The sequence below is a fragment of the Pseudomonas sp. NFACC37-1 genome (genome assembly GCF_900101575.1).
Classification (GTDB): domain Bacteria; phylum Pseudomonadota; class Gammaproteobacteria; order Pseudomonadales; family Pseudomonadaceae; genus Aquipseudomonas; species Aquipseudomonas fluorescens_AA.
Window position 1 is genome coordinate 58,302 of sequence record NZ_FMUZ01000026.1, and the last position, 20,792, is coordinate 79,093.

General features: G+C 61.0%; 23 protein-coding genes. 9 read left to right on the plus strand and 14 right to left on the minus strand.

What is annotated here, in order from left to right; translation table 11 throughout:
* Positions 1–68: 68 nt before the first annotated feature.
* The 4 genes from BLP82_RS22465 (at position 69) to BLP82_RS22480 (ending at position 2,287) form a co-directional block, all read left to right on the plus strand.
* Positions 69–755: a spermidine synthase gene (locus tag BLP82_RS22465; protein WP_018607541.1), complete on the plus strand. Its 687-nt coding sequence runs from the start codon at positions 69–71 to the stop codon at positions 753–755.
* Between the two features lie 49 nt (positions 756–804).
* On the plus strand, positions 805–1,179 hold the full coding sequence (locus tag BLP82_RS22470) for a YajD family HNH nuclease (RefSeq protein WP_003184246.1): 375 nt from the start codon (positions 805–807) through the stop codon (positions 1,177–1,179).
* A 183-nt stretch (positions 1,180–1,362) separates the two neighbouring features.
* A complete protein-coding gene (locus BLP82_RS22475) occupies positions 1,363–1,833 on the plus strand; it encodes an RNA methyltransferase (RefSeq protein WP_060738736.1) in 471 nt (156 codons plus the stop codon).
* A 76-nt stretch (positions 1,834–1,909) separates the two neighbouring features.
* Positions 1,910–2,287 carry a YgaP family membrane protein gene (locus tag BLP82_RS22480; protein WP_092173115.1) on the plus strand — a complete coding sequence of 126 codons (378 nt, stop codon included), beginning with the start codon at positions 1,910–1,912 and terminating at the stop codon, positions 2,285–2,287.
* A gap of 105 nt (positions 2,288–2,392) precedes the next feature.
* Here the strand turns inward: BLP82_RS22480 and BLP82_RS22485 are convergent, their stop codons facing one another.
* Complete coding sequence (locus BLP82_RS22485; protein ID WP_092173119.1) at positions 2,393–3,622, minus strand: hypothetical protein; 1,230 nt, start codon at positions 3,620–3,622, stop codon at positions 2,393–2,395.
* A 32-nt stretch (positions 3,623–3,654) separates the two neighbouring features.
* Entirely contained in the window at positions 3,655–4,104 is a 450-nt protein-coding gene (locus BLP82_RS22490) for a YcgN family cysteine cluster protein (RefSeq protein WP_092173122.1), read from the minus strand.
* A gap of 159 nt (positions 4,105–4,263) precedes the next feature.
* Between BLP82_RS22490 and BLP82_RS22495 the strand changes: the two genes are divergently transcribed.
* A complete protein-coding gene (locus BLP82_RS22495) occupies positions 4,264–4,857 on the plus strand; it encodes a nitroreductase family protein (protein ID WP_092173125.1) in 594 nt (197 codons plus the stop codon).
* 164 nt (positions 4,858–5,021) lie between these two features.
* Here BLP82_RS22495 and BLP82_RS22500 read toward each other — a convergent pair whose 3' ends face one another.
* The 6 genes from BLP82_RS22500 to BLP82_RS22525 form a co-directional block, all read right to left on the minus strand.
* Complete coding sequence (locus tag BLP82_RS22500) at positions 5,022–5,954, minus strand: D-2-hydroxyacid dehydrogenase (protein ID WP_092173128.1); 933 nt, start codon at positions 5,952–5,954, stop codon at positions 5,022–5,024.
* 124 nt (positions 5,955–6,078) lie between these two features.
* Positions 6,079–6,372, minus strand: coding sequence for a YcgL domain-containing protein (locus tag BLP82_RS22505; protein WP_053120094.1), 294 nt, complete (start codon positions 6,370–6,372; stop codon positions 6,079–6,081).
* Positions 6,369–7,502 (minus strand): ribonuclease D, encoded by a 1,134-nt coding sequence (rnd, locus tag BLP82_RS22510; protein ID WP_092173131.1) that lies wholly within the window; start codon positions 7,500–7,502, stop codon positions 6,369–6,371. The genes BLP82_RS22505 and rnd overlap by 4 nt, the downstream gene beginning before the upstream one ends.
* 121 nt (positions 7,503–7,623) lie before the next feature.
* Positions 7,624–8,265 (minus strand): class I SAM-dependent methyltransferase, encoded by a 642-nt coding sequence (locus BLP82_RS22515; RefSeq protein WP_092173134.1) that lies wholly within the window; start codon positions 8,263–8,265, stop codon positions 7,624–7,626.
* Positions 8,266–8,334: 69 nt separating this feature from the next.
* Entirely contained in the window at positions 8,335–9,984 is a 1,650-nt protein-coding gene (locus BLP82_RS22520; RefSeq protein WP_092173137.1) for a phosphoethanolamine transferase, read from the minus strand.
* A gap of 164 nt (positions 9,985–10,148) precedes the next feature.
* Positions 10,149–11,516 (minus strand): glutamine synthetase family protein, encoded by a 1,368-nt coding sequence (locus BLP82_RS22525; RefSeq protein WP_170842362.1) that lies wholly within the window; start codon positions 11,514–11,516, stop codon positions 10,149–10,151.
* Positions 11,517–12,052: 536 nt separating this feature from the next.
* Between BLP82_RS22525 and BLP82_RS22530 the strand changes: the two genes are divergently transcribed.
* A complete protein-coding gene (locus tag BLP82_RS22530) occupies positions 12,053–12,994 on the plus strand; it encodes a LysR family transcriptional regulator (RefSeq protein ID WP_092173143.1) in 942 nt (313 codons plus the stop codon).
* Here the strand turns inward: BLP82_RS22530 and BLP82_RS22535 are convergent.
* From BLP82_RS22535 to BLP82_RS22560, 6 genes are all read right to left on the minus strand, one after another.
* Entirely contained in the window at positions 12,988–13,353 is a 366-nt protein-coding gene (locus BLP82_RS22535) for a 5-carboxymethyl-2-hydroxymuconate Delta-isomerase (RefSeq protein WP_092173146.1), read from the minus strand. The two genes, BLP82_RS22530 and BLP82_RS22535, sit on opposite strands and share 7 nt — an antisense overlap.
* A 103-nt stretch (positions 13,354–13,456) precedes the next feature.
* Positions 13,457–14,380, minus strand: a complete 924-nt coding sequence (locus BLP82_RS22540; protein ID WP_092173149.1) for a LysR family transcriptional regulator — start codon at positions 14,378–14,380, stop codon at positions 13,457–13,459.
* Positions 14,381–14,637: 257 nt separating this feature from the next.
* On the minus strand, positions 14,638–16,722 hold the full coding sequence (locus BLP82_RS22545; protein ID WP_092173152.1) for a DUF6311 domain-containing protein: 2,085 nt from the start codon (positions 16,720–16,722) through the stop codon (positions 14,638–14,640).
* The gene (locus BLP82_RS22550) at positions 16,719–17,054 is read right to left on the minus strand and encodes a GtrA family protein (RefSeq protein WP_092173178.1); all 336 of its coding nucleotides are present in this window, start codon (positions 17,052–17,054) and stop codon (positions 16,719–16,721) included. Before BLP82_RS22550 ends, BLP82_RS22545 begins: the two co-directional genes overlap by 4 nt.
* Before the next feature lie 44 nt (positions 17,055–17,098).
* A complete protein-coding gene (locus tag BLP82_RS22555; protein WP_092173155.1) occupies positions 17,099–17,809 on the minus strand; it encodes a class I SAM-dependent methyltransferase in 711 nt (236 codons plus the stop codon).
* A 2-nt stretch (positions 17,810–17,811) separates the two neighbouring features.
* On the minus strand, positions 17,812–18,780 hold the full coding sequence (locus tag BLP82_RS22560) for a glycosyltransferase family 2 protein (protein WP_092173158.1): 969 nt from the start codon (positions 18,778–18,780) through the stop codon (positions 17,812–17,814).
* 302 nt (positions 18,781–19,082) lie between these two features.
* On the opposite strand from BLP82_RS22560, the gene BLP82_RS22565 reads away from it, so the two are divergent.
* From BLP82_RS22565 to BLP82_RS22575, 3 genes are all read left to right on the plus strand, one after another.
* Positions 19,083–19,274 (plus strand): YegP family protein, encoded by a 192-nt coding sequence (locus BLP82_RS22565; protein ID WP_092173161.1) that lies wholly within the window; start codon positions 19,083–19,085, stop codon positions 19,272–19,274.
* Positions 19,275–19,479: 205 nt separating this feature from the next.
* Positions 19,480–20,286, plus strand: a complete 807-nt coding sequence (locus BLP82_RS22570; protein WP_092173164.1) for an AraC family transcriptional regulator — start codon at positions 19,480–19,482, stop codon at positions 20,284–20,286.
* A 100-nt stretch (positions 20,287–20,386) separates the two neighbouring features.
* Entirely contained in the window at positions 20,387–20,755 is a 369-nt protein-coding gene (locus BLP82_RS22575) for a cupin domain-containing protein (protein ID WP_060738754.1), read from the plus strand.
* The last annotated feature ends 37 nt before the right edge of the window (positions 20,756–20,792 follow it).

Sequence of the window (20,792 nt, forward strand, 5' to 3'; positions counted from 1 at the left end):
GGCTCCGTGGCTATTGTCTGCTTTAAGGCTAGTCGTTACCGCGCGGTTTGCCCTCCTACGAGATCTCCATGAAACGTTTCGTTCTGCTCGACACCACACCCATCCCTGATAACGGCGGTGCCCTGTGCCTGTTCGAGTACGGCGAAGACTTCGTCATCAAGATCCAGGGCGGCGACGGCGGGCAGTTGATGAACACCCGCATGCACGGTTCCGAAGACGCCCTGGCAGAGATTCCTTGCCGCAAGGTCGCCGGTCGTCCTGGCTCACGCGTACTGATCGGCGGTCTCGGCATGGGCTTCACCCTCGCCTCGGCCCTCAAGCACCTGGGCAAGACCGCCGAAGTGGTGGTGGCCGAACTGGTTCCCGGGGTGGTGGAGTGGAACCGTGGCCCCTTGGGTGAAAAAGCCGGACGACCGCTGGCAGACCCGCGCACGGTGATCCGCATGGAAGACGTGGCCAAGGTGCTGCAGGCCGAGCCCCAGGGTTTCGACGCGATCATGCTGGACGTCGACAACGGCCCGGAAGGCCTGACCCAGAAAGCCAACAGCTGGCTGTATTCGGCCGGTGGCCTGGCCGCCTGCGCCAAGGCCCTGCGGCCCAAGGGCGTGTTGGCGGTGTGGTCGGCCAGCGCTGACCGGCAGTTTTCCGACAAACTGAAGAAAGCCGGCTTCAAGGCCGAAGAAGTGCAAGTCTTCGCCCACGGCAACAAAGGCACCCGCCACACCATCTGGATTGCCGAGAAACTCAAGGGCTAAGCTAAACTGTGCCCAACCGTCATCAGTCTTTATTTACAAAGGTGAACCCATGAGTTCGTCAACGCCACCGTCCAACACCGCCAAGCTGGACCGCATCCTCGCCGATGCTCAGCGCGACCGGGAGATGGGCTACCGCGACAAAGCCCTGAAAATGTACCCCCATGTCTGTGGCCGCTGCGCCCGTGAGTTTTCCGGCAAGCGCCTGAGCGAGTTGACCGTTCACCACCGCGACCACAACCACGACAACAACCCCCAGGACGGTTCCAACTGGGAACTGCTGTGCCTGTACTGCCACGATAACGAGCACTCGCGCTACACCGACCAGCAATACTTCGGCGACGGCTCCCTGAGCACCCCGAAAATCGCCAAGGCGACCCACAACCCCTTCGCCGCGCTGGCCGGGTTGATGAAGAAAGACGAGTAATTACAGCCTGTCAGGCCGCCATCGCGAGCAAGCTCGCTCCCACAGGTTTTGTGAACGCCGAAAATCCAATGTGGGAGCGAGCTTGCTCGCGAAGGTGATCAAATAAACACCACACATCTCGAACCTGACCACCCTCCCCCATTCCCCGTATAATCGCGCCTTTTCCCCAAAGGCACCCCGCCCGTGGCCAACAAACGCTATAGCTGCATCGGTCTGTTCAACCCCAAGTCACCGGAAAACGTCGGTTCGGTCATGCGTGCCGCCGGCTGCTACGGCGTGGCGTCGGTGTTCTACACCGGCAAGCGCTATGAGCGCGCCGCCGACTTCATCACCGACACCAAGAAAGTCCACTACGACATCCCGCTGATCGGTATCGACGACCTGAAGAAAATCCTGCCCCTGGGCTGCGTGCCAGTGGCAGTGGAACTGGTGGAAGGCGCTCGCCCCCTGCCCGAATACACCCACCCGGACCGGGCGCTGTACATCTTCGGACCGGAGGACGGCTCGCTGGACAAGGACATCCGCGACTGGTGCGAGGACGTGGTGTACATCCCCACCACCGGTTGCATGAACCTGGCCGCCACCGTCAACGTCGTGCTGTACGACCGCATGGCCAAAGGCAACAACACCCGTTCGGGGCCGCAATTCCGCTGATCGGTGCAAAACTCGATTGAACAACGCAATCGCGCGGGCAGTCAGTTTTATACCAACCCCATACTGGAGACAGATCATGAGCGATAACAATCCGTTCGAGCCCATCGAGAGCACCCCTTTCCAATCCCGTCCGCCACAAAACGTGCATGGCTGGGAACGCATTGGCTCGCTGGCCGGCGGTGTGCTGATGATGGGCAAGGGCTTGCGGCGTGGCGGGGTGATCGGCCTGGCGCAACTGGCGATCGGTGGCCTGGCGCTGGCGCGAGGGATCACCGGGCATTGCTCGGCCAAGAGCCTGCTGGAGAAGAATCGCCAGAATCTGCACAGCGCCCGCGCCCGTATCGAGGAGGTCGGTGAGGAACTGAGTCGCCTGAAGGCCAATGCCGAGGCGGCGACTGGCACGGCGACGGTGACCGGGAATGATTCGCTGGTTTCGCCAAAGGTTGGGCTCTGATTTTTGCAGCGCCGCTGATGGCCCCTTCGCGAGCAAGCTCGCTCCCACAGGTTTTGTGAACGCCGAAAATCCAATGTGGGAGCGAGCTTGCTCGCGATGGCGGGGTCACTGAAGTAATCGGCTATCCAGCACAGTGGAGGCCCCACCCAGAACGCTCTCACTGAGCTGCACAAACTCCTTGGTATCGACCGTTTCCAAGCGCATCGCCCCCTGCAACACATCATCCAGCGAACGCTTGTTACGGGTTTTCAGGCGAATCTCGCGGTCCAGTTCCTGCAACAGCAACACCGCCTTGGCCACCGCCGCCGGACCGATCTGCTCGCCGCGCACGGTGGTGACGCCCTTGCTCTCGCGGGCGAGCCGCTCGTTCAGGGTCTGGTAGCGCTCATCACTCAGGCCGCCGGCGCGGCGTAGCAGTTCAATGGCGTAGTACTCGGTCAGCCCCTCACTGATCCAGTCGCTACGATCCTGATCATTGACCCGGGCCAGCGCCTGCACCAACTCCCGCAACAACGGGCTGCTGCCCCGCTCGCTGACCAGCGGCGGACGACTGTGCAGGTAAATCGAGTCATGGCCGGCCTGGGCACCACGCCACAGCGGATCGCCGGCACCGACGATCAGCAACTTGGCCGGATGACGCGGCACCAACGCTTGCACTTGCGGCCAGACGAACGTCAGCAGCGTCAGCACATCCATCCGGCGCATGCCCTGGCCCTGGGGCGAGGCCACCGTCACTTCGGTTTCGCCCAGGCGCGTGCGGCGGCTGCCCAGTTTGCCGGCGAGCATCCAGCCGGTGGGACGGTCGAACAGGCGCGAGGGATTGTCGATGCGAAAGCGTTGTTTGCCGATACGCGGCCAGGGGGTCTCGATGCTTTTCCAGCCGTCGGGCAATTCCACCTCAAGACGGGCCACCAGTTCGACGCCATCCTGCTGGTCGAGCTTGGCCGACGGCACCAGATCGTCACCACGCAGCAACGCCCACATCGGGGTCATGCGGGTTTCGAAGGTAGCGTTCTTGCGGGCATGGCTGATGCGCACACGGTAGCTCAGGCTGGCCTTGTCGGCGGCCGGACGCCAAAGGCCACGCGCCTCCTTGCCGGGGGTGAGCTGCCATTGGCCGTCGGCCTTGAAATCGCTGTAGCGGGTGCCATCGCCGAGGTCGAAATCCAGGCTGCGCACCGCCGAACCCCGGGCCAGGGTCAGGCGCACCTCGGCCTGATCGCTCTGTGGCAACAGGTGCACGTGATAATCCAGGTCGACTTTCTGCGCCGCCCACAGCGGTCCGCACACCGCCAACAGCCCGGCCGCCAGCATCCGTTTCAATCCTGCAGCCATGGGGTCTCCCTGGTGGTGCGCCGCCCGGTGGTTCAGCCTGCGCGGAAAATCAGATGATCTTCCCAATCATCTTCCGGCACGCTGCCTTCGGCCAACATGCGCCCGGACTGGGAAATGCGTTCGTGGTGCACGGCCTCTCGATCACCGCAGACCAGGTGGTGCCACAACGGCAAGTCCTTGCCTTCGCTGACCAGCCGATAACCGCAGGTGGGCGGCAGCCATTTGAACTCATCGGCCTTGCCCGGCGTGAGCTGGATGCAATCGGGCACGAACTCACGGCGATTAGGGTAGTCGGTGCACTGGCAGGTTTTCAGGTCCAGCAGTTTGCAGGCGATGCGTGTGTAGTAGACGCTGTTGTCGTCTTCGTCTTCGAGCTTTTGCAGGCAGCACAGGCCACAGCCGTCGCACAGCGATTCCCACTCCTGTGGATCGAGCTGATCGAGGGTTTTGCGTATCCAGAACGGTTCGACTTTGGCGGCCATGGCTCAAGCATCAACATCAGGTAGTGAAAGGCCGACAGTCTAGTGCCGGGACCTCCTCAGGCCAAGCATTGGCGACTGTCGGTAGGCAGGGACTTGTCAGGCCGGGCGCCGGGACGTAGGTTGCTGCATTGTCTTTCCAAACTCGAGCCAGGTGAGCCCATGAGCGCCAATTCCCGCATTGCCGATTACGCGATCCACCCTCAGTTCATCGAACGCTGGTCGCCCCGCGCGTTTACCGGCGAAAGCATTGCCGAAGAAACCTTGCTGAGCTTCTTCGAAGCCGCGCGCTGGGCCCCCTCGGCCTACAACTCACAGCCATGGCGTTTCCTGTATGCACGGCGCGACACGCCGAATTGGGAGCGTTTCCTGGGATTGCTCAACGAGTTCAACCGCGGCTGGGCCCAACACGCCTCGGCACTGGTGATCATCGTCTCGAAAACCACCTTCGCGGTACCCGGTGCCACCGAGGAAACCCCGGCGCAGACCCACACCTTCGACACCGGCGCGGCCTGGGGCCACCTGGCGTTGCAAGCCAGCCTCAGCGGCTGGCACACCCATGGCATGGCCGGCTTCGACCAGGAACTGACTCGCACCGAACTGAAGATTCCGGAAGGCTACGCCCTGCACGCCGCCGTGGCGATTGGCAAGCTGGGGGACAAGTCGACCCTGGCCGAATACCTCCAGGCCCGCGAAGTTCCAAGCCCGCGCCGGCCATTGAGTGAACTGGTGGCCGAAGGCGACTTCACCCTGTAACCCTATTCTGTGACCGCTGAAAGCCCACTGTGGGAGCGAGCTCGCTCGCGATGGCGTCAGGTCAGCCGCTTTGATGTTGACTGAAGCACCGCTATCGCGAGCAAGCTCGCTCCCACATTTTGCTCTGTGGCGAACACATTTTTTGTGACCACTGAAAATGGGCTTCAGTAACCCCGGCTGAAATCCACTTCTCCGCGCAGCGCTTCGCCCGCCTGGTAGGCCCGCAGGTTTTCCAGGAACAATTGCACCATCATCGGTGGCGAGGTCGGGGCCGAGCTGTGGCCGGTCAGCAGCAGCCCCCAGGCAGTCCAGAACGGATGGCGCTGTGGCAATGGCTCCTGGCGGCAGACGTCGATCACCGCACCGGCCAGGTGCCCATCCTTCAGGGCTTGCACCAGGTCCGCATCCACCACTGCCACGCCGCGGCCGACGTTGATGAACAACCCGCTCGGCTTGAATTGCTTGAACAGCGCCGCGTCGTAGATGTCATGGGTATCCGGCGTATTGGGCAGCAAATTGATCACGTAATCCATTTCGCCCACCAGACGAGGCAAGTCCTTCAGCGCCCCGACTTCGATAAACGGTGCCAACGTCCTGGCCTCGCTGGCGATGCCATACAACTGCACCCCGAACGGCACCAGGAACTGCGCCACACGCTGGCCGATGTCCCCCGTCCCGACGATCAACACCTTGCGCCCGGCCAGGCCTTGGCCCTGGCGGTTGTCCCACTTGCGCTCGACCTGGCTGACCAACCGGGCCAGCACCTCGCGCTCATGGCCGAGCATGTAGGTGAGCACGTACTCAGCCATCACCTGGCCAAAAATGCCCACCGCACGGGTCAGGCGGTAATCGCGGCTCAAGCCATCGGCCAGCAACGGCGTGATGCCTGCCCAGGTCGATTGCAGCCAACGGGGCTGGTGGCCTTGACGCAACAGGGTGGCCAGCAGATCAGGCTGGCCGAGCCAGACCGGGCAATCGGCGGCCAGTCGCGACAGTTCGGCGGAATCGCCGCTGGTCAGGACTTCAATATCGGGTGCAGCCTGACGCAAAAGCTGGGCATACACCGCGTGATCGTGTTCGGCAATCAGAACGCGCATGAATCAAACCTTTCAAAAACAATGCAGACGAGCGCCGACAGAGTGTCGCTCCATCCCTGCGATCGTCGTCAATAAACCATTCCAGTGTTGCAAAAGGCACCCAGGACAGGCGCCCCCACTACCGTCAGACCGGGTCGTTGCGGCGCAGCAACTCTTCGGGCAAATGCTCGATGTACTCGTCTTCGGCCGGCGGCATCTGCAAGTGATAGCCCTGGGTGTCGAGGTTTTCCAGCACCTTGTTGATGTCTTCCCGGGACAGTTCCCGCTCGGGGCTCAGCACCAGGTCGAAGGCATGGATCGCCTTGCCAAAGGCGGCCATCAGGGGCTCGGGCACACGCTTCAAGGCATCGCTCTTGAGCACATACAGGTACATCTCGTTTTTCTTCGAGCTGCGGTAGATGGAGCAGATACGTTTCAAGGCTGTTCTCCGGCAGTGGCCAGGCTGTCGAGCAGCGTCTGGCCCATCAATTCGCGGCGCCAGCCACGCAGCGAATCGGGCAATTGGTAAGGGCCCTCGGGGAAGCCACTCTTGATCAGGGCTTCGAGGGTTTTCTTGCGCAGCATCAGCTCCGGGGCAATCTCCAGGCGCTCGGCTTCAGCCTGCCCCAACGCCCGCAGGCGCTTGACCAGGGCGGAAGCCTCGATGGGCAACGGCTCGGCCACGGCCGGCGGCCATTGCTCGGGCGGAATGCTGGCGGCGCGCTGGATCAAGTCCAGCAAAAACTGGCCGTCCTGGCGCACGGTACGCGGGTGCATGTCTTCGATCTTCGCCAGCGCACCGAGGTTATCCGGCTGAGTGCGGGCCAGGGGCCACAGCGAATGCTCGCGGATGATGCGGTTACGCGGCAGGTCACGGGCCCGCGCCTCGCGTTCGCGCCAGGCGCACAACTCGCGCAGCACGGCCAACTGAGCCCGGGACAGTTTCCAGGCCAGCTTGGCCTCGCGGTAGACCTCGTACGGGTCGACTTCGCGACGCAGGTTGGCCACCAGTTCGGCGCCATCCTCCAGGACCCAGCGGTATTTTTCGTCGGAAAGTTTCGGGCGCAGTTGTACGAAAACCTCTGCCAGATGCACGGCATCCTCTGCCGCGTAGCTGATCTGCGTCTCGGACAAGGGCCGTTGCAACCAGTCGGAACGGGTCTCGCCCTTGGGCAACTCGATGCCCAGCACTTCCTGCACCAGCCGCGAATAGCCCATGGAGAAGCCCAGGTTCAGGTAGGCGGCGGCCAGTTGAGTATCGAACAGCGGCGCGGGCAGGCTGCCAGTGAGGCGCAGCAGCACTTCAAGGTCTTCGCTACAGGCGTGCAGCACCTTGAGCACCGCCGAGTTTTCCAGCAGGGCGGCCAAGGGCTGCCAATTGTCGATGGTCAAGGGGTCGATCAGGTAGGCACGCTTGCCGTCGCCGATCTGCAGCAAACCGGCAATGGGATAAAAGGTGTCGACCCGCATGAATTCGGTGTCGAGGGCGACGAATGGCAATTGCTGCCACTCGGCGCAAAACTGACCGAGGCTATCGTTGTCGCGAATCCAGTGAATATCGATGGCCACACGGCTCTCCCTTGAAGAATGGCGCGCAGTATATATCGCCGCCGGCGATTGCGAGCATCCATAGAGCAGCCGCCTGAGAGAAATCGCCTGCGAAAAAGCAAGAATAGTCCTACATCAAGAGTTAACCGGTCTTACGCAACACATAAACACGCGTCAGGGCAAAACCGGGCAGGAAATCCTGGTACCAAAGCACGCGGAAACCGGCCTGGCGGAACTCGGCTCCCACATCAGCCTTGTCGACCAGGCTCCGTTGCGGGGCCAGGCCGATCTTGAAGCGTCCTTCGATTTGCACCGAAACGATCACCGTGTCGCGACTGACCCGATGAAACTCGCGCAACAGCGCCAGGCGATGCTCGCTGGCAGTGACGTGGCGAAACAGTTGCAGACAGAGAATACAATCCACCGCGTTGGCCGACAGCCCGAGGGTGAACGCCGAACTCGGGAAGGTCCTGACCCGCTGGAGCAACGCGCCGCCATGGTGAGTGAGCGCATGTTCGAGCATGTCCGGCGACGGGTCCGCCGCCAGGATCACTCGGTTGGCATGCTCGGCCAGCACCGGCCAGAACCGCCCCGCCCCACAGGCCACATCCAGCACCAGCCCCGGCTCGCCCGCCACCTTCAGCGCATTGCGCACCATGTGCTCGTCGCGCCAGAACGCCAGGCGCAAGCGGCGCGGTGTCGGCCGACGGCAAACCTGGGCATGTTCCTGGTCATGCTGCCGGGCGAACTCAAGTTCGACGGTGGATGGGGGTAACCCGGACATACAAACGGCTCTTGGAAAAGATTTGGATGACAGGTTAACCAACCCCGCGTGAAAAAAAGGTCCAGGCGCTCACTCCCGCGCCAGGACACCGTCGATCACCGCACCGCGGCAGTTGGCGAACAGGTCCAGGTCCCGGTTGTAGACCTGGCTGTTGACTTCCAGCAGCCCGAGCATCGAGTGAAACAGGTTGTCCTGGCTCAAGGGCTTTTCCCGGCTCAGTTGCAGGCAATGGGTGTCGACCGAAAAAGACTTCTGGTAGCTGTCGGAAAACCAGGCCAGCATCGCCACGTGTTTCTGTTGCTCCGGGGCCAGCATGTAGGGCGTGCCATGGAGAAACAGGTTGTATTCGCCCAGGGACTCGCCATGGTCCGACAGGTACAGCATGGCCGTGTCGACCTTGTCCTGGTTGGCCCGCAGCAGGTCGATCAGGGTCGACAGCACATGATCGGTGTACACCAGCGTGTTGTCGTAGCCATTGACGATGCTCTCGCGGCTGCAATTGTTCAGCGCGTTGCTTTCGCACACCGGGGTGAAATGCTCGTACTCCTTGGGATAGCGCTTGAAGTACTCCGGCCCGTGGCTGCCCATCTGGTGCAGCACCAATACCGTGTCCTTGTCGAGCGTGTCGATGAAGTGTTGCAGGCCCTGGAGCAGGATCTCGTCGCGGCATTCACTGTTGGCGCACAAGGCCGGGTCCTTGAGATTGCTGACATCCTGCAACGTGACCCGATCGCAGGTGCCCTTGCAGCCGGACTGGTTGTCCCGCCAGATCACCTCCAGCCCGGCGCGCTTGAGCACATCCAGCAAGCCCTCTTCATTCCTGGCCTTGCTGGCGTCGTAGTTCTTGCGTCCCATGTTGGAAAACATGCAGGGCACCGACACGGCGGTTTCGGTGCCGCAGGAATGCACGTCGGTGAAGGCGATCAGGCCGGCCTCTTTGTCCAGTGTCGGCGTGGTGTCGCGGTTATAACCGAGGATGCCGAAGTTCTCGGCCCGGGCACTCTCGCCCACCACCAGGACGGTCAGGGATTTGCGACCGTGGGTTTGCCAGGCCGGGTTGCGGCTCGCGTCTTCGCCCACGGTGATGAACGGCTGCTTGACCGACGCGACCTGCTCACGCAAGTACCCGAATGAAGCACCGATGTAGTTGCTCGGCACAACCATCAAGCGCAATTCGTGGTGGTTACGAAACAATGAAGACAGGCCTTGGTAGTTGGCCAGGGCGACCAGGCCGATCACGGCGGCCGAGGCCACGCCGACCAGCAACTTACTTAATAATTCTCTGGGCCAACTACGGTAGTTGATCGGGGTCTTGAACAACAACCAGCCTGGCAAGACACCCAATAAGCCGATATAGGCAAACAACTTCAGCGACAACAGATCACGGACTTCCGTGGCATTGGTTTCAGCAAAGTTGCGCAACATGCCGGCGTCGATCAGTACGCCGTATTGGGCCATGAAATATGCCACGCCAGCGCTGATCAGGAATAGCAGCATCAACACGGGCTTGAGCAGCGGACGGAAGGCCACGAGCGTCAACACCAGGTTGAACGCGCAGAAAATCATCAGGCCAAACGCCGCGCACATCAGCAGGCCCCGAGCGTCAGCCGTGGTGATCGCCAGCAAGTGTTGCCAGAGCACGATGTTGAAGCCCACTAACAAAAAGGCACTGGCGGCCAGCGTCACCCACTCGGGGCGCACGGCTTTAATAGTCAGCATGATGGTTGACGGTTTCCTGAAGTTGCTCTTTGAAAAAGAAGTGCCGCAGTAAACATGAAAAAATCGTTTCCTACGGCAACACAAACTTTAGGTAGCCCACCATCAATTTTTCGTGAAAAAGTTGCTATTAAATAATTATTTAAGGAACCCGCCAGGCACCTGTTTCAGGCCTGATGCAGATACCAGCGCCAATCCTGCTCCCCGACCTCCCCCATGAACTGACGGTATTCGGCGCGCTTGACCGCCAGATAAACATCCAGGAACGCCTCGCCAAACGCTTGCCGCGCCCAGGTCGAAGCCTCGAGCGCACGCAGGGTGGTGAGCCAGTCCGTGGGCAGCGGTTCGATCACCTGGGCATAGCCGTTGCCTTCCACAGGTTTCCCGGGATCGCACTGTTCACGTATGCCGTGATGAATGCCGCCCAATATCGCCGCCGCGGCCAGGTAAGGGTTGGCATCGGCGCCGCAGATACGATGCTCGATGTGCCGCGAGAATGCCGGGCCACCCGGCACCCTCAGGCTCACGGTGCGGTTGTCCACGCCCCAGGTCGCCGCCAGCGGCGCGTAGCTGTTGCTTTGGAATCGCCGGTAGGAGTTGGCGTTCGGGCAAAACATCAGCAGCGAATCGAGCAGGGTGTCGAGCATCCCGCCCACTGCATGGCGCAGCAGCGGCGTGCCGTCGCCGGCTTCACTGGCAAACAGGTTGTGGCCATCGCGGTCCGCCAGACTGACATGCATGTGCATGCCGGAGCCCGCCAAGTGATCGAACGGCTTGGCCATGAAACACGCCTGCATACCGTGCTTGTGAGCTACGCCCTTGACCAGTCGTTTGTAGCGCACCGCTTCATCCATGGCTTGCAAGGCATCGCTGCGATGTTCGAGGGTGATCTCCACTTGCCCGGGTGCGTATTCGGAAATGGCGGTCCGGGCCGGGATGCCTTGCAGTTTGCAGGCGGCGTACAGGTCGGCCAGGAACGGCTCGATCTGCTCAAGCTCGCGCAAACCATAAACCTGGGTGGCATGCGGTCGTCCACCGTCGGCGTCCCGTGCTGGCTGCGGCCGGCCTTGGTTGTCGCGGTGCGTATCCAGCAGATAAAACTCCAGTTCCGCCGCCATCACCGGGTAATAACCATCGGCCTGCAGGGCCTCGATCACCTGGCTAAGCAAATAACGCGGATCGGCGATGGTCGCCGGCCGACCTTCCAGGGGATGCATGCTGACCTGCACTGCGGCCGTGGGAATCAACCGCCACGGCATGCGTTGCAAGCTGCCGCTGATGGGATAGGCACGGCAATCGATGTCACCGACGTCCCACACCAGCCCGGAGTTTTCCACATCGTCGCCATTGATGGTCAGCCCGAGAATCGTACTGGGCAGTGGCCGGCCACTTTCGTAGACCGCCAGCAACTCGTCCCGATGCAACAACTTGCCCCGAGGCACGCCGTTGTTATCGAGAATGAACAATTCGAACAGCTCGATATCGGGGTTCTGTGCAAGGAACGCCTGGGCGTCTTGCACGGGTGCAAAAGAAATTTTGGCAAGGCTCATGAGAAGACTCGTATTTCCATGTCGGACGGGCGACAAAGCGCCGTCAATACGTGCTCGCCGTTGTGCGATCACGGTGAGTGCTCAACAGGAAATACGAGTATCTGGAGGACGCGCATGCCGGCAATGCCAGAGCGCCCAAAAGGCCAGCTCGGAAGGCAACGCGCTAAGGACTGGAGCCATGGCAGGCGTGAACCGGCCGACCGGGTCGACTGCGGCGTATGAAGGGTATTGGAATGCCAGGGGCGAACCGTCCATGAGCACATCACAGGAAACAGATCAGGCAAGCGTCCCACGGCACCCTGGACGGTTAAACCTGGATTTGATGGAGCTTGGATCGCCGCAAACTAAACATAGGCAAACGAATCGGTCGTTGATCGACACGTCGTGTTCCCTACATTATCTGTCCCGTTCCCGACCATGAAAGCGCCTGCCCGGCATTCTCTTGGCACCATCGTTCCGTTAGGATCGTCAGCCTGGTTTGCGCAAGATCCGCGCAAGGAGCACAGCGAGAGACAGAACGGATGCTGAACAGTAACTCCCTCAGAAAGCTCGACATGCAGGACCTCATGGTGTTTAGCGCCGTGTACGAGCAAAGCAGTGTCACCGGCGTGTCCGAGGCATTGTGCGTCAGCCAGTCAACCGTCAGTTATTGCCTCAAGAAACTGCGAACCTGTTTCGAAGACGAACTGTTTATCAACACCCGCACCGGCATGCGCCCCACCTACAGGGCCGAGGGCATGTACGATCATGTGCGCGGCATTTTGCAAAGCATCAACCTGTGCCATGCCGGTAGGCCAACCTTTGATCCGGCCCGGCAAGCCATTACCTTCAATATCTGCGCACCGGAATATTTCGAACACCTGATCCTGCCGCAACTGCTGCAAGGCTTCGATTACGCCAATCTGCCTGTGGTGGTGAACGTGCACAAGCTCGAAGCCGACATACCCGCCGAAGAGCTACGGGACGGCAGCCTGGACCTGGTGATCTGCTTCGGCCCGAACTTCCACAGCAACCATACCGATTTCAAATCCCGGCAGCTGTTGCAGGAAGACCTGGTCTGCGTCGTGGATAAACGGGCGACGCCACTTGAGGCGCAACTGAGCCTTCAATCGTTCGTACAGCGCCGACACGTGTTTCCGACACCCTGGGCGTCAGCGACCAACATGGTGGATGGCTGGCTGTCGCAGCAGGCGCATCACCGGCAAATCGCCGCTCGCGCCAACAGCTACAGTGCCGCACTGAAGATGATCACCGGCACCGACTTCATCCTGACCCTGCCCCGCCGCATCCAGAAACTGCTGGCCAACGAGGCGATTTTCAATCACCACGAAGCGCCCAGGGGGCTGCCAGGGTTTACCTTGAACATGCAGTGGAGCCTGGCCCTCGATCAGGACAGTGCCAACGCCTGGCTACGCGAACAAATCATCAAGGCCTGCGCCCAAACGACGCCTGATCGTCATTGACCGATCAAGGCCTTGGCATACGAGTCCCGATCGATGTCGAGGATCTCCACGCACAGCTGCACGCTGACCCCGGTCGGCCATGGCCCCAGGTCCTGGATCACCGCCAGCAGGCTATCGGCCAATTGCTTCTTGATTTCCGGCGAGCGTCCGCTGAGCAAGGCCAGTTTCACGTGCACGAAACCCTGCTCACCGATCCCTGTACCCACTCGAAAAGTCTCGTGCTTCACGGCCCGGCTCTTGATGTCGTGCTCGGCGGAAAATTGACCGGAGGCCACCAGTGCATTGTTCAGGCGCAGCAGTGCGACCTCGGCCTTCAGCTCGGGCAGGTTGGCGGTGTACTCCATGTGCAGGTGAGGCATGTGTTCGACTCCGATTCGAAAATATGACGAGGGGGGTTCAGCCGTCATAACCTTACCTCGACTTTATTCGTTCAGGCAGGTTTTGTTTCGCCTCGGGCCGGTATCAGGACTCTGCCAGAGGCGTGCGTTCGCCCATGAAGGCCTCCAGCCGCGACCGCAACCAGCGTTCGGCCGGGTCACTGTCGACATGGCTCAGCCAGACCATGGACAAATCCAGGGTCGGGGTCTTGAAAGGAAAGGGTTCGTTGAACAGGTGCCCAGAAGCGGCCATGGCGACGGCGGTATAGTCCGGCAGGCTGGCGATCAAGTCGGTGCCGGCCAGCAACGCTGGCAATGCGCTGTATTGCGGCACCGACAGCACGACCTGGCGCGTGCGTCCGATCTCGGCCAGCCATTCATCAGCGAACCCGGCGACGTTGGCGGTATGGGACACCAGCACATGAGGTCGCGAGCAGTACTCGTCCAGGGTCAGCGGCGTGTCCGATGCATCGGCACGCAATACGCGCGGTTGAATGTGTCGCAACAGTTTGCGCTTGGCATTGGCCGGCAGGCCGCGCGTCTGGCTGATGCCCACGGTGATGTCGCCTGACGCCAGCAAATCGGGGATGCGCCAGTAATCGACATGCTGGACCACGAACACGATTTGCGGCGCCTCTTGCCGCAGGCTGCTCAACAGCGGCGGCAACAAGCCGAACTCGACGTCGTCCGACAGGCCGATACGAAACGTCATGGTGCTGTTGGCGGGATCGAAATCGTGGGTCAGGCTCAAAGCCACCGACAGCGAATCGAGCGCCGGCGAGAGATGCTGGATGATCTCCTCGGCCCGGGCCGTCGGCTCCATGCGATGGCCGACGCGAATGAACAGCGGGTCGTTGAACATCTTGCGCAAGCGATTGAGGGCCGAGCTGATGGTCGGCTGGCCCAGGAACAATTTTTCCGCCACCCGCGTCACGTTGCGCTCAAGCATCAACGTTTCGAAAACCACCATCAGGTTGATGTCGGCCTTGCGCAATTCGTTGCGGTTCATCCACTGCCCCCGATTCCTTCACTGGCTGCAGTGTAGAAACGCCGGGGGCTGCGCGTCTATGCGCAAAAAGGCGAAGCACCGGTGTAATACCGCCAAAGAGTTGGTCCTTGATTCCACGCGGGGCTGTAGGAGCTGCCGAAGGCTGCGATCTTTTGCTTGAGACGCAAGCGTCTTGAGAAAGATCGCAGCCTCGTTGCACTCGACAGCTCCTACGGGCGCGGTCCAGTGAAGCAATCGCTGACCCAAGTAAAGAAGACCTACCTTACGGTCAATGATTTCAGTCCCAGCGCCATGACTCGCTCGTCGCTCCCCAACCCCAGCACCTTGGGACTGATGGCATCAGGCAAATGGAAATGCACGCGCAACCGCCCATCCGCGCCAATCGTTTCACGAATGGCCGGTGTCAGCGGCAGTTCAAGGGTGTTGTCCTGCAGGCGCGTGAACTGCGTCGACAGCGCCTCAACACCGTTAATCAAGATCTCCACCCGCTGGCGCGCGTGCGTGGGCTGCACGAACGCCGCCGCTTCGATCGAAATGGCCCGCGCTTCTGGCGGTATGCGCAAAACAATCTCAGCCTCGGGCCCTTCCGACCAGGTCCCCCACTCCTCGACGCGCCCCCAGCCCTCGGCCAACATGGCGTTGATTCGGCTGAACACCTGGCGCTCACCGAGCTTGACCTGCATGTCCAGCGTCTCGTCGGCAAACGGCGGGCATTGGGCGCAGGTTTTCCAGCCCGGCGCCAACACCACGAGGCCGTCGATACGGGTCAACAGGTCGGTTTGGCGATTGACGGTTTTCGCCGCCTGGAGCGCGGCGCGAGGGTCGAGGATGTACAGCGAATCGGCTGCGTACTGGCCGCTGGCAAGCATCTGATCGGCGTGTCCCTGGGCTCGCTCGATCGCCCGGTCGCTCATGCGTCCCAGGTACACGCCATCGGTTTCCAAGCCATGCGCCAAGGCGTATTGGCTGGTCATCAGCCAGTTGTCCGGCTGGTTCTGCGGCAACAGCGTCCGGACTTTCGAATACTGACGGGCCGCGCTGGCCCAGAACGGATCGGTCATGGCCGTGGGCCAACTCGAGGCCGCCGGCACCATCCGGCTCTGGCGCAGGCCGGCCCATCCCGCGCGGGTATCCAGCACTTGCACCACCAGGGCGATGGCCAGCAGGCACGCCGCTGCCCGTGGCTTGTTACCGCGGATCACCGCGAAGATGACGACAAATACGATGGCGTAGAACACGGGCCAGAACATTCGGCCGGCCGCGCGAAAGACGTTTGCCAGGAGTTCAAGGGGTTTGGGCAGCCAGTAGTGCATATTCAGCATGCCGATGCCGACGTGGTTGGTCAGCGAAAACAGCGTCAGCCCGATCAATGCCAACAGCAACAGTCGCCTGTGGCGCACGGCATTCGCCAAACCGGTGTTGCCTTGCAGCAATGCCACGCCAGCGCAGATCGCCAGCATGAGGACGCCCAATCCCAGGTAGTTGAAACCTTCGTAGTCCCCGGGGCCCTGGGGCATGTCGCGCAAGGTGTGTGACCAGCCGCTGGGGTTGACCAGCGACATTACGTTCAGGCGATACAGCCCATAACCCCCCGCCACGGTCCCGCCACCCACGCTGAAGTAACCCGCCTGCCAGCAGCAGAACGCAACCAGCAAAAACAAGCCAACCAGCTCGATCCAGGTATCGCGCCGGGACACCCGGCCCTTGCTGGCCTGGCTGGCAAGGTCCGCCAGCCAGATCAACGCCACCATGGCCAACAGGTAAGCGTGTACCAGCGCTGTGGCGGCCAACAGCCCGCCCCAGGCCAGCCGGCGTTTTTGCAAACCGGGCATCAGCGCCAGGTACAAGGCCGCCAGGATCAGGAAATGCCCGGACAGCGACAGATGCCCGCCCATGCGCAGAAACATCGGCGGCGAAAACACAAGCAACCCGGTACCCAACAACCTGATCCACAGCGACGGCGTCAGCAGGCCGACCAGTTTCCAGCCGAACCAGGCTTGCAGGATGAAACAGGCCAGCAACCACAGGCCAAAATACTGGAACGTCTCGGGAAGCCAGGCGCTGAAGGGTTTGAACACAAATGCCAGCAGCGGATTGGAGTCGGAAAAAATGATGCCGTTGCCCAACTCCAACCCATAGGAAGGGTTCATGCCTAACGGAAAGGTCCAGGGCGAACTGCGGAAAAACGCCCAGCCCATGTAATGGGTCGCCGCATCGCCCTCCCCCAACCAGGCGATGTTCGTCGGGTCCAGCACCCGCGGGCCGATCACCAGCAGGAACGCCAGCGTCCCCAGCAGTATGGGCAACAAGGAAACCAGGTAATGCTTGCCGCGAACGGTCATCGATACGTCCAGAAATTATGCAGGATGAAGGTGAACGCAGGGATGATCAGCGCCACGGCCGCGATGCCCGCCAGGTAATCCAGGCCGACACGTTGGGCTACCCAGGCCACCAGCATCGCCAACCCGAACCCGCCGATCGATACCACGACGAAACGGCCAAGGGTGCGACCATGCAAGCGGCTGGAAAAGCTCCAGAGGGTGTTGATCAGGTATGACACCACCGTCGCGACGACAAAGGCGAAACCGTTGGCCAGTGGCGGGTTGGCCAGGATCAGGTGCACAAACAGCACGGCAGCCACCACATGGACCGCGGTGACGAACAGGCCGGTCATGGCAAAGCGCAAGGCACGTCGCAGCAGCGGCGAGTGCGTCCAGGTCACGGCTTCTGCGCCAGGCAGAACACCGTCAGGCCGGCGATACGATTGGCCCCCATGAATGGACGCTCCAGGCTGCACAGGGTCCTCAACACGCCATTGACCAGCGGATGGTGCCGCGCAAGCTGCGACTTGGCCGGTGCCCCGGAAGCTTTGCGCTGCAACAGGCGCAGGCCGGCGGCAATGGGAAATACCAGGCCGAAGTAATACGCCCCTTGCTGGACCTGCAAACCGGCCTGCGCCACGACGCTTTCCAGTTGTTTGAGGGTATAGCGGCGCTTGTGCTCGAGGAAATCGTCATGTCCGCTCCAGAGAAACTGGAACGCCGGCACAGTGATCAGGAAGCGGCTGCCGGACGGCACTTTGTCGACGTAGGCCTTGAGCAGGCCCACGTCATCATCCACGTGCTCCAACACATCCATCAGCAACACCAGGTCGGCGTCCAAGGTGTCGATGGCGCGTCGGTAGCGGACCGGTTTACCGGCGGTGCTGGCGTCGGAGTCGGCCGGATAGCTGATGTCCACGCACCAGGCCTGGGCCGTTGGGGTATGGGTCAGCAGGTGATGGGAAAAAAAGCCCGACCCGGCGCCCACGTCCAGCAACGTACTGGCCGAGGTGCCCTTGAGCATGTGGAGCATGGCCCGCGCTTTCGATCGGTAGTACCAATGCTGCTCGATATCGGGACCGAGGATGTCGGTTTCCTTGAGATCCATGGTCAGTCCTTGGGGTCATAAATGCGCCGCACCAGGAAAACCGGCCGACGCTTGGATTCGATATAGGTGCGGCCCAGGTATTCCCCCAGCACGCCGATGCCGATCAGTTGCAGTCCGCCCAGGAAGGTGACCGCGACCATCAGCGAGGCATAGCCCGGCAGGTCGACCCCGGAAATCAGGGTCCGCAACACGATGAACATGGCGAACGCAAAGGACACCAGCGAGACGCAAAGCCCCAGGTACGTCCAGATACGCAGCGGTTCGGTGCTGAAGCTGGTGATGCCTTCCAGGGCAAAATTCCACAGGCGCCAGCCATTGAACTTGCTTTCACCGGCGGACCGCTCAGGCCTGACATAGTCCACGTGGGTGGTCCGGAACCCCACCCAGGCAAACAGCCCTTTCATGAAGCGGCGCGATTCGGGCAGGGTTAGAAGGGCATCGACCACACAGCGATCCATCAAGCGGAAATCGCCGACATTCTCCGGCAACTTGTGGTCGGCGATTTTATTGTGCAGCCGGTAGAACCCGTTGGCGGAAACCTGTTTGGCCCATGAGTCGGAGTCGCGATTGATCCGATGCCCCAGCACCACTTCGGCGCCGTTGCGCCAATGGGCAATCATGTCCAGGATCACTTCGGGAGGGTCCTGCAAATCGACGTCGATCGGCACCATCGCCTGGCCACGGGCGGCTTGCAGGCCCGCGCTCAACGCGGCCTCCTTGCCGAAGTTGCGACTCAGGTCGACGATGCGGATACGCGGGTCGGCCTTCTGCCTGTCCAGCAGCAGCGCCAACGTATCGTCCACGCTGCCGTCGTTGACGAACACCAGCTCCAGGCTCACCAGCGATTCATGGGCAAAGACCTGATCGATCCTGGCCATGAACAAATCGATGGACTGGGCTTCGTTATAGACCGGAATGACAAGCGAAAGCGCTAGACGACCTTGCAGATCCGCTCCTGGATATTCAGTCACTTGATGGCTCTTTTTCTTATAGTGTTTTCAGTCCCATCGGGCTTCCGGCCCTAGGCGTCGAACCGTATTAAGCAGGACCAGGCAGGGCAACGCAAGGATCCAGCCAGAACTTCAGTCGACCACATGTTCGCAACATGACTTTTTATATGGCTACGGTCAAATTCCCAACCAGGGCTCATGCCCAGCAATATCTGATAACCAATGGAAACGAATTTCCCATAGCCAAAACCAACCACTTGGCTAGGCTTGCAGCCACATGTTCAACGCATGTCTTGAGTAAATGAATCGCAGGGAGCGAACCGATGTATTTTGAAATCTATCGACAGACCCGAGGCACCCCGAACACCGGAAAAGGCCAATGGCGCTGGCGCTTGAGAGCCGGCAACCACGAAACGATCGCCAGTGGCGAAGCCTATGTGAACAAGAGTGACTGCCTTCATGCCGTCAGGTTGATCAAGAACGTTCATGACGAGACGCCCGTGAAAGAGATCTGAACAGCGCCAAGCGGGGTCTGTAGGCGCTGGCGAAGCCTGCGATCTTTTGATCTTGATCTTGATCTTTCGCTTGAGATTCAAGTGTCAGGGGAAAGATCGCAGCCTCGTTGCACTCGACAGCTCCTACATCGGTTCCGCTTTTTTGCTGTGACGATGGTTTCCAGGCAGGTAGGGTAATGCGGACGAAGACAGGAGGCTGGTGCAAATGACTCGATCCATCCACAACCGCGATTGGCTGGTGCGGGCGCCTGAATCGAGGAAAATGGAACGCATCGAGGCTTATTTCAGTGGGCACGGCTACACCACTCATCGCCATGACACCTACGCCATCGGGATCACGCTTTCGGGCGTCCAGAGCTTCAACTATCGCCACAGCAAGCGTCACAGCCAGCCCGGCGGCACCATCGTCCTGCACCCGGACGAAGTGCACGATGGCGAAGCGGGGACCCGCGATGGCTTTCGCTACCGGATGTTCTACATAGAACCGTCGGTGATCCAGCAGGTGTTGGGGGGCAAGCCGCTGCCCTTCATCGAAGGTGGATTGTCCAGCGATCCGCGCCTCAACATCGCAACCCGTCGATTGTTGAACAGCCTGGATCATCCCCTCGACCCGCTGGAGGAAGAGGACGCCATCTACGATGTGGCCCAGGCCCTCGACATTGCGGCGGGCAGCAGGCGTGGACGGCGGCTGATCGACTACCCGGCGGCAGAGCGTGCCCGCCTGTTCATCCACGATGCCCTCGACCAGGTGATCACCCTGGACGATCTGGTGCAGGCAAGCGGCAGGGACCGATGGAGTCTGTCCCGGGACTTCCGGGCGCTGTACGGCACCAGCCCCTATCGCTATATCACCCAGCGCCGCTTGAGTGAAGCCCGACGCCTGGCATTCCACGGTACGCCATTGAGCGAAGTGGCCCTGGCCTGTGGCTTTTTCGATCAGAGCCACATGACCCGATTGCATACCCAGGCCTTCGGTATTTCACCGGCACGCTGGCTGAACATGCGACGCTAGGACAGCGACTGCGCGGCGCAAAAAGCTGCACGATCATCCAATACGCACGCTGGCTCGAACCCTAAAGTAGGACGCACCACCCCACCAAGGAGATGCCTCGATGACCCGTTACGCCCCCATCAACTTCGCTCAGAAGTACACCCTGTTCCAGGAACAGTGGACGCCGAAAGTCGTGGCCGAAATGAACGACTACCAATTCAAGATCGCCCGGCTCGAAGGCGACTTCATCTGGCACGCCCACGCCGATACCGATGAAACCTTCATCGTGCTGGAGGGCGAGCTGCGTATCGATTTTCGCGACGGCGCGGTGACGATTGGCCCGGGCGAGATGTACGTGGTCAAAAAAGGTGTGGAGCATAAGCCCAGCGCCGCCCAGGAAGTGAAACTGCTGTTGATCGAGCCCCGCGGTGTGATCAATACCGGCGAAGAAACCAATGAGCGAACGGCGGTGAACGATGTCTGGATCTGACTGAGCCAGGCTCAATCGTATTCGGCTTCCTGGTGGT

Excerpts from the sequence above, each read along its gene's own strand:
- BLP82_RS22465 (WP_018607541.1), top strand. The coding sequence starts at position 69 with ATGAAACGTTTCGTTCTGCTCGACACCACACCCATCCCTGATAACGGC.
- BLP82_RS22470 (WP_003184246.1), top strand. The coding sequence starts at position 805 with ATGAGTTCGTCAACGCCACCGTCCAACACCGCCAAGCTGGACCGCATC.
- BLP82_RS22480 (WP_092173115.1), top strand. The coding sequence starts at position 1,910 with ATGAGCGATAACAATCCGTTCGAGCCCATCGAGAGCACCCCTTTCCAA.
- BLP82_RS22485 (WP_092173119.1), bottom strand. The coding sequence starts at position 3,622 with ATGGCTGCAGGATTGAAACGGATGCTGGCGGCCGGGCTGTTGGCGGTG.
- BLP82_RS22490 (WP_092173122.1), bottom strand. The coding sequence starts at position 4,104 with ATGGCCGCCAAAGTCGAACCGTTCTGGATACGCAAAACCCTCGATCAG.
- BLP82_RS22495 (WP_092173125.1), top strand. The coding sequence starts at position 4,264 with ATGAGCGCCAATTCCCGCATTGCCGATTACGCGATCCACCCTCAGTTC.
- BLP82_RS22500 (WP_092173128.1), bottom strand. The coding sequence starts at position 5,954 with ATGCGCGTTCTGATTGCCGAACACGATCACGCGGTGTATGCCCAGCTT.
- BLP82_RS22515 (WP_092173134.1), bottom strand. The coding sequence starts at position 8,265 with ATGTCCGGGTTACCCCCATCCACCGTCGAACTTGAGTTCGCCCGGCAG.
- BLP82_RS22520 (WP_092173137.1), bottom strand. The coding sequence starts at position 9,984 with ATGCTGACTATTAAAGCCGTGCGCCCCGAGTGGGTGACGCTGGCCGCC.
- BLP82_RS22530 (WP_092173143.1), top strand. The coding sequence starts at position 12,053 with ATGCTGAACAGTAACTCCCTCAGAAAGCTCGACATGCAGGACCTCATG.
- BLP82_RS22535 (WP_092173146.1), bottom strand. The coding sequence starts at position 13,353 with ATGCCTCACCTGCACATGGAGTACACCGCCAACCTGCCCGAGCTGAAG.
- BLP82_RS22540 (WP_092173149.1), bottom strand. The coding sequence starts at position 14,380 with ATGAACCGCAACGAATTGCGCAAGGCCGACATCAACCTGATGGTGGTT.
- BLP82_RS22545 (WP_092173152.1), bottom strand. The coding sequence starts at position 16,722 with ATGACCGTTCGCGGCAAGCATTACCTGGTTTCCTTGTTGCCCATACTG.
- BLP82_RS22550 (WP_092173178.1), bottom strand. The coding sequence starts at position 17,054 with ATGACCGGCCTGTTCGTCACCGCGGTCCATGTGGTGGCTGCCGTGCTG.
- BLP82_RS22555 (WP_092173155.1), bottom strand. The coding sequence starts at position 17,809 with ATGGATCTCAAGGAAACCGACATCCTCGGTCCCGATATCGAGCAGCAT.
- BLP82_RS22565 (WP_092173161.1), top strand. The coding sequence starts at position 19,083 with ATGTATTTTGAAATCTATCGACAGACCCGAGGCACCCCGAACACCGGA.
- BLP82_RS22570 (WP_092173164.1), top strand. The coding sequence starts at position 19,480 with ATGACTCGATCCATCCACAACCGCGATTGGCTGGTGCGGGCGCCTGAA.
- BLP82_RS22575 (WP_060738754.1), top strand. The coding sequence starts at position 20,387 with ATGACCCGTTACGCCCCCATCAACTTCGCTCAGAAGTACACCCTGTTC.